Raw genomic sequence first — 12,829 nt, forward strand, 5'->3', positions numbered from 1 at the left:
ACCTTCCTCGAATTGGCCATGGTTGGCATCCGATTCCACGCCACAGAGTGTCATGTGTCAGGCCACTACCACCACAGAGGGGCTCACCTTGTCCGCGTCACCGTCCGTTCCGCCGCCCGGCGGCCCGCTTGCCCGCCGCCTCGTGCAGCTCTACGTAGGTCTCGCGCTGTACGGCGCCAGTTCGGCGCTCCTCGTGGAGGCGGGACTGGGACTGGAGCCCTGGGGTGTGCTGCATCAGGGGCTCGCCGAGCTGACGGGCATCTCCATCGGCGTCGTGTCGATCATCGCGGGCGCGATCGTGCTGCTCCTGTGGATCCCGCTGCGGCAGCGCCCCGGGCTCGGCACCGTCTCGAACGTCTTCGTGGTGGGCCTCGCGATCGACGGCACGCTCGCGGTCGTCCCGGACCCGCACTCCTACGGAGTGCGCATCCCGTTGATGCTGGCGGGCATCGTGCTCAACGGGGCCGCGACCGGCCTCTACATTGCGGCGAAGTTCGGCCCCGGCCCGCGCGACGGCCTGATGACCGGGCTCCACCAGCGCACCGGCCGCTCGATCCGCCTGATGCGCACGGTCGTCGAGATCGTCGTCGTGGCGAGCGGCTTCCTGCTCGGCGGCACGATCGGCGTCGGCACGGTCCTGTACGCCCTGACGATCGGCCCGCTGGCGCAGTTCTTCCTGCGCTTCTTCGCCGTCCCCGCGTCGCCCGCCGGCCCCACCGCGGTCGCGAACGGCTCACCTCGGCGGGCCATACTGCGACGGTGACCTCGCGCGTACGCCATCCCTACCTCGACCACCCGGGTCCGCTCGCGCTCGCCCACCGGGGCGGGGCGGCGGACGGCCTGGAGAACACCGTCGCCGCGTTCCGCCGTGCGGTCGACCTCGGCTACCGCTACATCGAGACCGATGTGCACGCGACCTCCGACGGGCGCCTCGTCGCCTTCCACGACAGCACGCTGGACCGGGTCACGGATGACGGCGGCCGGATCGCCGACCTCCCGTGGTCCACGGTCCGCCACGCGCGCGTGGCGGGCACCGAACCGGTGCCGCTCTTCGAAGACTTGCTGGAGTCGTTCCCGGACGTGTGCTGGAACGTGGACGTCAAGGCGGAACCCGCCCTCGTCCCCCTCATCGACCTGCTGCGCCGCACGCGCGCGTGGGACCGCGTCTGCGTCGGCTCCTTCTCCGAGGCGCGCGTCGCCCGCGCGCAGGCGCTCGCGGGCCCCCGCCTCGCCACGTCGTACGGCACCAGGGGCGTGCTGGGTCTGCGCCTTCGCTCGTACGGGATTCCGGCGGCGCTGCGCCGCTCCGCGGTCTGCGCCCAGGTGCCGGTGACGCACGGGCGGATCCGGGTGGTCGACCACCGCTTCGTGCGGGCCGCCCACGCGCGCGGCCTGCAGGTCCACGTGTGGACGGTGAACGACGAGACGGAGATGCGGCGACTTCTCGACCTCGGGGTCGATGGCATAGTTTCCGATCACATCGAGACGCTGCGGGACGTCCTCAAGGACCGGGGGGCGTGGGTCTGACCGCCCTGCCGCGGCGCCGGACGTCGGGGACGGCGAGGGGACGGGGACACGGGTGGGCACCGAGATCGCGCGGGAGACGGCGCAGGGGGCGTCCGCGCCCGCGGAGCGCAAGCGCGAACAGCGCGGCTGGTACTTCTACGACTGGGCGTGCTCGGTCTATTCGACCAGCGTCCTGACGGTGTTCCTCGGTCCGTATCTGACCTCGGTCGCGAAGGCGGCGGCGGACCCGGACGGCTTCGTGCACCCCTTGGGCATCCCGGTCCGCGCGGGCTCGTTCTTCGCGTACTCGGTCTCCCTGTCGGTGATCCTGTCGATCTTCGTGATGCCCCTCGCGGGTGCGGCCGCGGACCGTACGGGCCGCAAGAAGCCGCTGCTCGCACTGTGCGCCTACATAGGCGCGGCGGCGACGGCCGGGATGTTCTTCCTGGACGGCGACCGCTATCTACTGGGCGGCCTTCTCCTCGTGGTCGCGAATTCCTCGCTCGCCGTCTCGATGGTGCTCTACAACTCGTACCTGCCACAGATCGCGCCCCCGGAGGAGCGTGACGCGGTCTCCTCGCGCGGTTGGGCCTTCGGTTACGCCTCGGGCGCCCTCGTCCTTCTGGCGAACCTGGTGCTGTACACGGCCCACGACACCTTCGGTGTCTCCGAGTCGACGGCGGTACGCATCTGCCTGGCGTCGGCGGGCGTCTGGTGGGGCGCGTTCACCGTGGTGCCGCTACGCCGCCTGCGCGACCGCCGAACTCAGCCCACCCCCGGTGGCACTGCCTCCGGCCCCCGGCAGCTGCTGGCCACGGTGAAGGACATGCGCCGCCACCCGCTGACACTCTCCTTCCTCCTCGCCTACCTGGTCTACAACGACGGCGTGCAGACGGTGATCTCGCAGGCCTCCATCTACGGTTCCGAGGAGCTCGGGCTCGACCAGTCGACGCTCATCGTGGCGGTGCTTCTCGTGCAGCTCCTGGCGGTGGCCGGGGCGCTCGCGATGGGCCGCCTCGCGCGTACGTACGGGGCCAAGCGCACGATCCTCGGCTCTCTGGTGGCGTGGACGGTGACGATCGGGGCGGGCTACTTCCTGCCGGCCGGGGCGCCGGTCTGGTTCTTCGTCCTCGCCGCCGGCATCGGGCTCGTCCTGGGCGGCACCCAGGCGCTGTCCCGCTCGCTGTTCTCGCACCTCGTACCGGCCGGCAAGGAAGCCGAGTACTTCTCCGCGTACGAGATGAGCGACCGCGGGATGAGCTGGCTGGGGCCCCTGGTGTTCGGGCTCGCGTACCAACTGACCGGGAGTTATCGCGACGCCATCGTGTCCCTTGTCGCCTTCTTCGTGATCGGTTTTGTCCTGCTCGCGAGGGTTCCGGTCCATCGGGCGGTGCGCGACGCCGGCAATTCCCTACCCGCCCGGATTTAGCACCTGAAGGCAAATCCCGGTAGTGTACGCGGTTGGCCTGCCAGGCGTACCGTTACTGCACGTCTAGATCGCGAAACGCTGGGTGACATCCGGCGTGAGATGTGACAAACCGGTCACCGGTGGGTACAACAAGGGGCGGCTACGACGGCGACGCATGACCCGGGAACCGGGAATCTTTACCGCCGACCGGACGTTGACCGGATGACGACGACAGCGACACCTGTCCTGTGGGCGACAAGCCCGGGAGGCACGATTCATGAGTGAGCGAGCTCTTCGCGGTACACGCCTCGTAGTGACCAGCTATGAGACGGACCGCGGCATCGACCTGGCCCCGCGCCAGGCCGTGGAGTACGCATGCGAGAAGGGACATCGCTTTGAGATGCCCTTCTCGGTGGAGGCCGAGATTCCGTCCGAGTGGGAGTGCAAGGTCTGCGGGGCCCAGGCACTTCTCGTGGACGGTGACGGCCCTGAGGAGAAGAAGGGGAAGCCGGCTCGTACGCATTGGGACATGCTGATGGAGCGGCGCACCCGTGAGGAGCTCGAAGAGGTCCTCGAGGAGCGTCTGGCAGTTCTGCGTTCGGGCGCTATGAACATCGCGGTGCACCCGCGGGACAACAGCGGCCGCAAGTCCGCCTGACTCCCAGAAACACACCGCACAACGGCCGGGGCCGGACACACACCGTGTGTCCGGCCCCGGCCGTTCGTCGTGGGTCCGTCCGGGGTGGGTCCGTCAGGGAGTGAGCGGCGGCCGCGGGCCCGCGTCGTCCCCGCGCGGGCCCGGACGCTCGTTGTCCCGGATCACCTCACCGGGGATCACGGTGCCGCCGGACTGTCGCATCCGGGCCTGCTGGAACGCGTCACCGAGCGGCCCCTGGCCCGCCGCGGCGCCCATCTTCCGCTCGACCGTGCGCTCCGTGTACCGGCTCAGCGCCGTGCGCAGCGGCGGGATGAGCAGCAGCAGGCCGAGAACGTCCGAGATCAGCCCAGGAATCATCAGGAGGAGCCCGGCGAGCATCAGCAGCCCGTTGCCCTGCGAGCGCTGCTCAGGGGGCCTGGAGGCCTCGGGAGAGCCGCCCTGCTGGCGCTGCAGCGTCTCGGTGAGGTTCTTGAAGGCGCGGCGCCCCGCGGACTTCATCACCACGGACCCGAACACGATGCCGGCCACCAGCAGGATGCCGAGCGTGAAGCCGCCGATCGCGCCCGCCACCACCGTGAGCAGCCAGATCTCCAGGACCATCCAGGCCGCGACGGCGAGCGGCAGATACCTGCGGAGCCGCGAGCGCCGGGCACCGGTGGACGGGTTACGAGGCGGAGTGCCAGTGGTCATGTACCCAGTCTGCCTGGGGCCGGGTGCGATTGGCGTAAGCGGGGGATCAAGATCGCTCTCAGCGATCGCCGGGCTTGCGGCCCAGGACCTTGTCCACCCGTGCCCCCACACCCCATGTGGTGACCCGCCACAGCGCCTCCACGACGATGTCCTTGCTCATCTTGGAGTCCCCCCGCTCGCGCTCGACGAAGGTGATGGGGACCTCCACCACGTGATAGCCCTCCCGCACCGCCCGCCGGGCCAGGTCGACCTGGAAGCAGTAGCCCTGCGAGGCGACCTCGTCGAGACCGAGGCCCTCCAGGGTCTCGCGGCGGAAGGCGCGGTAGCCGCCGGTGACGTCGCGGATCGGGACGTCCAGGAGGAGACGCGAGTACGTGGAGCCGCCGCGCGAGATGAACTGACGGGACTTGGGCCAGTTGACGATGCGTCCGCCGGGTACCCAGCGCGAACCCAGGACCAGGTCGGCACCCTTCAGCGCGGTCAGCAGGCGGGGCAGCTCCTCCGGCTGGTGGGAGCCGTCGGCGTCCATCTCGACCAGGACGCCGTAGCCGTGCTCCATGCCCCAGGCGAAGCCCGCGAGGTAGGCGGCGCCCAGGCCCTCCTTGCCGGTGCGGTGCAGGACGTGCACCTGCTCGTCCTCTGCGGCCAGCTCGTCGGCGAGTTTGCCGGTGCCGTCGGGGCTGTTGTCATCGGCGATCAGGACGTGCGCCGCGGGCACGGACTCCCGGACACGGCCCACCACGGGCTTGATGTTCTCCGCCTCGTTGTAGGTCGGGATGATCACCAAGGTCGTGCCCAGAGGGCCGAACTTCCGCCCGCCGCCGTCGCTCACAGCTTCCCCTTAAAACTTCCGTCCACAGGGGGACCACCATAGCGAGCACCCCAGTTCACGCCGATAAGGCGCCCTGGATGAGCCGGGGAGGGCCGGAAACGAAACCAATCTCTGCGGATCGACGAGTACTGCGGATCGGGGCCGGGCGTCCTTCGGGCCGACCTGGGGCCCGCTGGCTGCGGGTCGACCTAAAGCCGTTGTCTACTGAACGCCCGGGCCCCACCCGGGTCGCACCTGGCCGACCGGCCGGAACGTTCCAGCGCCCCGTGGCGCGGGCGCTGGGCCTGGCTCCCAGTGGTGGTACGCCGGTGCGGCGCACCACCCCCTGACCCAGCTGCGTTCTACGACTGCCTGGACTTCCCCGGTCGAACCTGGAGGTGGTGGACCCGGCCGAACCTACCCGTCGACAGCCGCGCCTTGTCAACAGGCGTTCGACCTGCGGCTCTCTGCGAACTGCCCTGGTCAGCGCGGAGGATTCGCAGGTCGCGCGGGACCGTTCCGCCGCAAGATCGAAGTCGTGGCGCCCCGGTTATCACTCGTCCGGCCCTACGAAGACCGTCTGACCGAAGACCACCGTCCGCAGGCAGACCGGGAGTTGGCCCCCCGGGGAGAGGTCCGGCAGGCCGGGCGTTCCGGAGCGCGGATCGGTCGACCAGCGGGCCACGCGGTCGTCCGGCGCCTGCACGACCAGTTCGTCCGTACGCCAGACGGCGTAGTCGGCGGGAGCACCCGGGACGAGGATGCCCGCGTCGTCGCGGCCGACGGCACGCCAGCCGCCGCGCGTGTGGGCGGTGAACGCGGCGCGTACGGAGACACGGTGACCGGGCGTCCGGTGGAAGGCGGCGGCGCGGATCGTGCCCCACGGGTCGAGCGGGGTGACCGGGCTGTCGGAACCGAAGGCGAGGGGGACGCCGGCCTTCAGCAGGGCCGCGTACGGGTTGAGGGTGCGCGCCCGCTCCGCGCCGAGGCGGTCGGCGTACATGCCGTCCTCGCCGCCCCACAGGGCGTCGAAGGCGGGCTGTACGGAGGCGGTGAGGCCGAACTCCGCGAAGCCGGCCACTGTTTCGGGGGTGAGCATCTCGGCGTGCTCCACGCGGTGCCTGGCCGCGCGTACGCGCGCGAGGCCGACCTTTTCGGCGGCGCCGCGCATGCCGTCGACCACGGCGGTGACGGCGGCGTCCCCGATGGCGTGGAAGCCCGCCTGGAGGCCGGCCTCCGTACACGCCACTACGTGGGAGGCGATTTCTTCACTCGACATGTAGGCGGTGCCGTTGTGCGGCGCGTCTACGTAGGGCTCGTGCAGGCACGCCGTGTGGGAGCCCAGGGCGCCGTCGACGAACAGGTCGCCCGCGGCACCCAGCGCGCCGAGGGCGCGGGCGCGCTCGATGTCGCGGTCCGCCCAGTAGCCGGCCACCCGGGGGCCGGGCTCGGAGCGTGCGACGTCGAGCAGCCCGGTGAAGTCGTCCTCGGAGGAGATGTCGGGCCCGGCGCACTCGTGCACGGACCCGATGCCGAGCGACGCGGCGTGCTGGAGGGCGGCTCGCTGGGCTTCCGTACGTTGCTGGGGGCCGACGGCGGCGAGGGCGGCGGCGCGGACGGCGTGGTGGGCGGCGCGGGTGAGGGGGCCCTCGGGGTCGAACCCGGGGCGGTCGGCGACGCCGGGGACGAGGTCGAGGAGGGCGGTGCTGACGGCGGCCGAGTGCACGTCGATACGGGAGAGGTAGACGGGCCGGCCGGCCGTGGCCTCGTCGAGTTCGGCGCGGGTGAGGGCGGCGCGGTCGGGCCAGCGGGCGGCGTCCCAGCCGTGGCCGAGGAGGACGCGGTCGGTGGGGTTGGCCGCAGCGTGTTCCCGTACGAGGGTCAGGGCTTCGGTGCGGGTGCGGGCGGCCGTGAGGTCGAGACCGGTGAGGGCGAGGCCGGTCGACGTGGTGTGGACGTGGGCGTCGGTGAACGCGGGGGTCACCAGGGCGCCGTCGAGGTCGATCACCTCGTCCACGCCGTCCGTGAACGCGTCCGCCGCGCCCTCCGAGCCGACCCAGGCGACGTGGCCCGCCTCCACGACCATGGCGGTGGCGAAGGGGTCGGCCGGGCTGTGGATCTCGCCTCGACGCAGGAGGACGGTGCGGGGGCTGGGGGGCGTGCTCATGGTGACAGTTTCCCGTGTCCGCGGGGTGCGGGTGCGCCGGGGGTCGGGTTTGTCCGGGTGCACGCGCCTCAAGCCGGGGCGGAGCAGCGGGCTCCGCCCACCCCGTGAACCTAGATCCGCGGGGGACGCGCCTCGTACGGGGTCGAGAGGACCACCGTCGTGCGCGTGGAGACGCCGGCCAGGGAGCGGACGCGGGCCAGGAGGTTCTCCAGCTCGTGGGGCGTTTCGACCCGGACCTTGAGGATGTAGTTCTCGTCGCCGGCCACGCTGTGGCACGCCTCGATCTCGGGGACGCCCGCGAGGCGCTCCGCGATGTCGTCGGGGGCGCTCGGGTCGAACGGCTTCACCGAGATGAACGCGGTGAGCGGCAGGCCGACCGACTCGGGGTCGACGACCGCGGCGTAGCCACGGATCACGCCGCGCTGTTCGAGGCGGCGCACCCGCTGGTGCACCGCTGACGTGGACAGGCCCGTGGCCTTGCCCAGGTCGGTGTAGCTCATCCGCCCGTCCTTGACGAGCAGCTGCACAATCTGTCGGTCGAGCTCCTCCATGCCGCTGAACCTACCGGTCCCTTGATCCTCACGGATACCTGAAGGAACGAGATGGGCGATACGTCTACCGCTCGAAGGGCAAGCTCATTCGACATGTGACGAACACCACAGGCCTCGGGCCGTGTCCACCGGCATGAAGTGATTACCTCGACGAACAGCCGGGAAATGCTTGCTGTGGCCGAGGCCGCCACTCATGGACATCAGCGGCCGGCCCACCCGAGGGGGAGAATCCCATGCAGAGTGTGAAGCGTTCCGGACGTCCTGGCGCGCGCGGCCGCCAGCAGGCGATCGCCGAGCCCCAGCCGGAGGGCGTCGAACCCGACGCCTTCGACATGGCCGGGGACGATGGGGACGGGTACGAGACCTTTGAGATGTACCGCGTGGCCTGCCCCGACTGCGGCAAGGCCATCGCCCTTCTCGCGGAGGAGGACGTGCTGCCGGAGCACGCCCATGTGACGTCCCCCTGGGACCCGTTCGGGCTCACCGTCTGCGTCGGCAGCGGCAGGACCGTCACGGAGGCCCTGCCCACGGACGACCTGGTGGGCGCTCAGGAGCAGGACGCCGCCCTCCTGTTGACGCTCCCTCAGGGGCTCGACTGGCGCACCCAGCCCTTCTCGCACGCCGGCGGCGCCGGATCGCGCCCCATCCGGGTGCCCGACCAGCCCTACCGCCGGGCCGCCGCCTGACCCGAGCGACGGGTCCTACGACCTGTCGGCCCAGTAACTGCCCCGCACCATGGCCCGCAAGCTGTCATGGTGCAGGATCAGTGTGTCCGGGTCCGCGGGCGCGGTGGCCTCGCCGAAATGGATCTGCCGGTAGGCGACGCGGAGCATCACGGCGGCGTGTCGCAGGGCCGCGTAGAGCGTGTAGAACTCCATGTCGCGCGGGGTGTGGCCGGTGAGGCGCGCGTAGCGGGCCTCGACCTGTTCGCGGCGCAGGAAGTCCGGCAGGCCGCGCTGCCCGAAGGTCTCGGTCAGGTCCTGGAAGAAGCGGTGCAGATACACCGTCCAGCCGAGGTCGACCTCGCGCGGGGCGAGTGCGGCCATCTCCCAGTCGAGGACGGCGGCGGGTGCGAAGCCGTCCTGTTCATAGATGATGTTGCCGATGCGGGCGTCGCCCCAGTTGAGGACCGAGGGGCTCGGCTCCCGCGGCCACAGCTCCTCCAGGCGTGCGAAGGCGCTCTCGATGAGGGGCGAGGGGCTGCGACCCTCCACCACCCATGCGTAGTAGGCGCGTTGGGCGTCCACGTGGCGGCGCAGCGGGCTCCCCTCTCCGGGCAGTTCCAGGAAGGACGCCTCGGCCGCCGGCACGCCGTCGTGCAAGCGCGCCAGCACCCGGATACTCGCGTCCTCCAACCGCTCCCGCTCGTCGTCGGTCGCCTCGTGCAGCCAATTCCCCTCGTACGTATAGGGCATGACGTCGGGCGGCACGCGGCCCGCCACCCGCTCCATGACGAAGAACGGGGCGCCGAGCGGTCCCGCGTCCTCCTCGAGCCACAGCACGCGCGGCACCGGAAGCCCGGTGCGCTCGGCCGCGAGGCGCATCGTCCGGTACTGCCGCGGCATGTCGTACACCGGGAAGATCGTGTACGCCGACGGGTCCGCGGCCAGCCGCAACGCACAGGAGCGTACGGGCGGTTCGGGGTGCTCGATGTCGAAGAGCAGGGTCTCGCTCGACATGCCGTTGGACTCCGGGACGGTGACGTTCACCGCCTTCGCCCCGGGCAGCCGGCGGCCGAGCCAGGCGGTCAGGCGCCGGGCGATCTCCTCGGGCTCGCGGGTGGACGTGCGGGGCCTGGGCTGTCGCGGTGCTGTCGCCATCGCCGAACTCCCTGTCCGTGAAGGCCGTTGGGGGATGTCACGCGTTGTGGGAGCCGGTCAGGACCGGTCCGGGGCCACCGAGTCGAAGCCCGTGAAGCCGCTCGGGTCGTGGCGGCCGAAGGAGCCGTGTTCGAAGATGCCGTACCCGACCTGCCCGTCGAGCGTGAAGCGGGCCGCGTGGTCGATGACCCCGTAGGCGGCCCGCGGGTGGGCCGCCGGGTCGGCCAGGTCGTACGTCCGCCGGTCGCACCAGTCGTGGCCCTGCCAGGTGCCGTGCTGCCAGTCGTCGGCCGGCGGGTAGCCCGCGCCGACGGCGAGCGGGGAGGACGCGAGGATCTCCACGCCCATGTCGAGCGGTTTGCGGTCGACCGGGTCCATGAGGTGGATGACCGCGCGCTCGGGGTGGCGGGTGCCGGGGCGGTAGGTGATGTCGGTCTGTGGCCAGCCGAGTTGGCGGTCGCGGTGGCCCTCGCGGACGACCGTGGCGTCGTTCAGGGTGCGGTAGCCGTCGGCGTCCTCCTGGGTGATCACCATGAGGAAGCGGTCGTCGAAGCGGACCGGCGCCCAGATCCAGTGGAAGCCCTCGGTGGGGTACTCCTGCGCGAGCCGGCCGCCCTCCTCCCCCGGCACCGGCCGCACGCCCCAGCTCCGGTCCCGGGTCCCGGTCCAGTCGTCCAGCCGGACCTCCCGGCCCCCGATCCGCAGCCACCCGTCGCACCGCCCGGCCTGCACGAACCGCTTGCCCTCCAGGGTGAGCCGCGCCCCCTTGCGCTGCGTGTGGTGCGGCTCCCACAGGGCAGGGAAGTCGGCGCTCCAGTTGATCTCGTACGCGAGTCCGTCGGGGTCGTCCGGGTCGGCGGCGCAGCTGAGGATGAAGTCCTTGAGCGGGCGCTCGACCATGATGTGCAGCGGGCCGACGCGCATGCTCATCCGGGTGTCCTCGCTCAGGGCGTCGGACGCGCGGACCGCGTGCAGGGTGTCGCCGACGCGGAGAGTGGCGTACGCGTCGATCACGCCCAGGTTCGGGTAGACGCCGAGGCCGAGGATGAGCAGGAACTGGCCCTCGGGGTCGAAGAGATGGAAGATGCAGCGGTCGTAGGCGTTGCGGTCGCTGGTGGCGACGTGCTTCATCGACAGCGGCACCTGATGGATGGGCCACTCGTCGAAGGCGACGGGGCGGTCGGCGGTCTCGTCTGCGGCCACGGCAAACCTCCCTGGGAGCACGGTGGTTGACGTCGCCCGGAGGGGTACGGCCTGCCCGGCGGCGGAGTTGACGGTACGTCAGCAAGGCGTCGCTTGCCAGATGTTCGACCGGCCCATGCCACGCGTACGGGGTAGTCGCGAACTGACGCTCGAATTCGTCAACCAGTGACCCCGCCGATCCCTCTTTCGTTGAACGGGCATGACCTCGACGCAGACCTCGGCACCTGCGCCCACGGGACGACGCAGGCGCATCCTCGTGCCGGTTACCGCAGAATCGGTTCACCAGAGCCGACAGTCCCCCACGTCCCACCCGCTCCCCCAGGGCCAGCAGGCGCCACAGGAGCAGCGGCCCCAGCACCCGTCACAGGTTCAGCGCAATCCTCAGGCCGCACCGCCCCCGCGGCCCTCCGCGCCTCCGGGCGCACCGTCCCCGCAGCCGCCCGCGCTCCAGCCGGCGGGGCCGCAGCCGCTCCCCCGGCCGCAGCAGGCCCGGCCGCCCCAGGCGCCGCGCCCGCAGCCGCCCCAGCCGCGACCGCACAACCCGCCGATCTACCAGGCGATGGTGACGGCGTGGACCGAGCGCGGTAAGACGCTGCCGGGGCGTGAGGACCCGGAGTGGGCGCGCCTCATCGCGCCCACCGTGCGCACCGGGCAGTTCAGCGCGATGCAGAGCACCCGGCAGTAGGTCCCGCGGCGTCGCGGGGCTGGGCACGCACCCGGCCCCGCCCCTTCCACCGCGCTGCCTACTGCCGGCCACTCTCAGGACCGGCGAGGTGACGGGCGATGACCATGCGCTGGATCTGATTGGTGCCCTCGACGATCTGGAGCACCTTCGCCTCGCGCATCAGGCGCTCCACGGGGAAGTCGGCCGTGTAGCCGTACCCCCCGAGGACCTGCACCGCGTCCGTGGTGACCTTCATCGCGGCGTCCGTGCACAGCAGCTTCGCCATGGCGGCCTGCTTGGAGAAGGGCCTGCCCGCGTCCCGCAGCCGGGCCGCCGACAGGTACAAGGCGCGGCCGGCCTCTATCTGCGTGGCCATGTCCGCGAGCATGAAGCGCAAACCCTGGAAGTCCGCGATGGGCCGGCCGAACTGGGCGCGCCCCTTCGCGTACTCCACCGCCGCGTCGAGCGCGGCCTGCGCGACGCCGACCGCGCAGGCCGCGATCCCGAGGCGGCCCGAGTCGAGCGCCGAGAGGGCGATCTGGAAGCCCTGCCCCTCGTCCCCGAGGCGGCGCGCGTCGCTCACCCGCACCCCGTCCAGGTGGATTTGGGCGGTGGGCGAGCCCTTCATGCCCATCTTCCGCTCGGGCACCGCCGCGCTCAGCCCCGCCGCGTCACCGGGCAGCAGGAACGCCGTGATGCCGTGCGCGCCCTCGCCGCCGGTGCGGGCCAGGACCGTGTAGAAGTCGGCCACGCCGCCGTGGGTGATCCAGGCCTTCGTTCCCGTGAGCACCCACTCGTCGCCCTCGCGGATCGCCTTGGTGCGCAGGGACGCCGCGTCGGAGCCGGAGGACGGCTCGGAGAGGCAGTAGGCGCCGAGCAGACCGCCGCCCAGCATTGCGGGCAGGTGCTCGGTGCGCTGCTGCTTCGTCCCGAAGTTCGCGAGGGCGTGGCAGGACAGTGAGTGCACGCTGACGCCGAGGCCCACCGTGAGGCGGGCCGCCGCCAGCTCCTCCAGGACCTGGAGATAGACCTCGTACGGCTGCTCGCCGCCGCCGAACTCGGCGTCGTAGGGCAGTCCGAGCAGTCCCGACCCGGAGAGGAGCCGGAAGGTCTCGCGCGGGAAGCGGCCCGCCTCCTCGTCCTCGGCCGCGCGCGGGGCGATCTCCCGCTGCGCGATGTCGCGGACGAGCCGCAGCAGATCCTGAGCTTCGTCCGTCGGCAGCTGACGCTCGACTCCTGGCTCCGGCATGGCGACGCTCTCCTCCCTGGGCGGGCACTGCGGCGGCGGCCGCCGGGTGGGCGGGCGACGCCGGATGGTCACTGCCGGGCCGATGCTGCCCTTCCGGATCAC

The 12,829-nt window shown here is 71.6% G+C and carries 13 protein-coding genes; 6 read left to right on the forward strand and 7 right to left on the reverse strand.

Going from position 1 to position 12,829, the window contains the following annotated elements:
• The first annotated feature begins 52 nt into the window (after positions 1-52).
• The 4 genes from ACIRHA_RS21075 (at position 53) to ACIRHA_RS21090 (ending at position 3,572) form a co-directional block, all read left to right on the forward strand.
• Complete coding sequence (locus ACIRHA_RS21075; RefSeq protein WP_403847805.1) at positions 53-763, forward strand: YitT family protein; 711 nt, start codon at positions 53-55, stop codon at positions 761-763.
• Positions 760-1,527, forward strand: coding sequence for a glycerophosphodiester phosphodiesterase (locus ACIRHA_RS21080; RefSeq protein ID WP_403847808.1), 768 nt, complete (start codon positions 760-762; stop codon positions 1,525-1,527). Before ACIRHA_RS21075 ends, ACIRHA_RS21080 begins: the two co-directional genes overlap by 4 nt.
• Before the next feature lie 52 nt (positions 1,528-1,579).
• Entirely contained in the window at positions 1,580-2,935 is a 1,356-nt protein-coding gene (locus tag ACIRHA_RS21085) for an MFS transporter (RefSeq protein WP_403847811.1), read from the forward strand.
• A gap of 256 nt (positions 2,936-3,191) precedes the next feature.
• Positions 3,192-3,572, forward strand: coding sequence for an RNA polymerase-binding protein RbpA (locus ACIRHA_RS21090; protein ID WP_403847813.1), 381 nt, complete (start codon positions 3,192-3,194; stop codon positions 3,570-3,572).
• A 93-nt stretch (positions 3,573-3,665) separates the two neighbouring features.
• On the opposite strand, the gene fxsA is transcribed toward ACIRHA_RS21090, so the two are convergent.
• The 4 genes from fxsA to ACIRHA_RS21110 form a co-directional block, all read right to left on the reverse strand.
• Positions 3,666-4,262, reverse strand: coding sequence for an FxsA family membrane protein (gene fxsA, locus ACIRHA_RS21095; protein WP_403847816.1), 597 nt, complete (start codon positions 4,260-4,262; stop codon positions 3,666-3,668).
• Positions 4,263-4,320: 58 nt separating this feature from the next.
• Positions 4,321-5,094: a polyprenol monophosphomannose synthase gene (locus ACIRHA_RS21100; protein ID WP_403847818.1), complete on the reverse strand. Its 774-nt coding sequence runs from the start codon at positions 5,092-5,094 to the stop codon at positions 4,321-4,323.
• Between the two features lie 532 nt (positions 5,095-5,626).
• A complete protein-coding gene (locus tag ACIRHA_RS21105; protein ID WP_403847821.1) occupies positions 5,627-7,240 on the reverse strand; it encodes an amidohydrolase in 1,614 nt (537 codons plus the stop codon).
• Positions 7,241-7,350: 110 nt separating this feature from the next.
• Positions 7,351-7,791 (reverse strand): Lrp/AsnC family transcriptional regulator, encoded by a 441-nt coding sequence (locus ACIRHA_RS21110; RefSeq protein ID WP_161306038.1) that lies wholly within the window; start codon positions 7,789-7,791, stop codon positions 7,351-7,353.
• Between the two features lie 233 nt (positions 7,792-8,024).
• Between ACIRHA_RS21110 and ACIRHA_RS21115 the strand changes: the two genes are divergently transcribed.
• Positions 8,025-8,477, forward strand: a complete 453-nt coding sequence (locus ACIRHA_RS21115) for a hypothetical protein (protein ID WP_403847824.1) — start codon at positions 8,025-8,027, stop codon at positions 8,475-8,477.
• Between the two features lie 15 nt (positions 8,478-8,492).
• Here ACIRHA_RS21115 and ACIRHA_RS21120 read toward each other — a convergent pair whose 3' ends face one another.
• Together ACIRHA_RS21120 and ACIRHA_RS21125 are read right to left on the reverse strand one after the other, a co-directional pair.
• The gene (locus ACIRHA_RS21120; protein WP_403847826.1) at positions 8,493-9,611 is read right to left on the reverse strand and encodes a phosphotransferase family protein; all 1,119 of its coding nucleotides are present in this window, start codon (positions 9,609-9,611) and stop codon (positions 8,493-8,495) included.
• 57 nt (positions 9,612-9,668) lie between these two features.
• Complete coding sequence (locus tag ACIRHA_RS21125; protein WP_403848892.1) at positions 9,669-10,742, reverse strand: hypothetical protein; 1,074 nt, start codon at positions 10,740-10,742, stop codon at positions 9,669-9,671.
• Positions 10,743-11,373: 631 nt separating this feature from the next.
• Between ACIRHA_RS21125 and ACIRHA_RS21130 the strand changes: the two genes are divergently transcribed.
• Entirely contained in the window at positions 11,374-11,499 is a 126-nt protein-coding gene (locus tag ACIRHA_RS21130) for a hypothetical protein (protein WP_403847829.1), read from the forward strand.
• A 58-nt stretch (positions 11,500-11,557) separates the two neighbouring features.
• Here the strand turns inward: ACIRHA_RS21130 and ACIRHA_RS21135 are convergent, their stop codons facing one another.
• Complete coding sequence (locus ACIRHA_RS21135) at positions 11,558-12,727, reverse strand: acyl-CoA dehydrogenase family protein (protein ID WP_403847832.1); 1,170 nt, start codon at positions 12,725-12,727, stop codon at positions 11,558-11,560.
• Between the last annotated feature and the right edge of the window lie 102 nt (positions 12,728-12,829).

Source organism: Streptomyces sp. NPDC102360 (genome assembly GCF_044766085.1).
GTDB lineage: Bacteria > Actinomycetota > Actinomycetes > Streptomycetales > Streptomycetaceae > Streptomyces.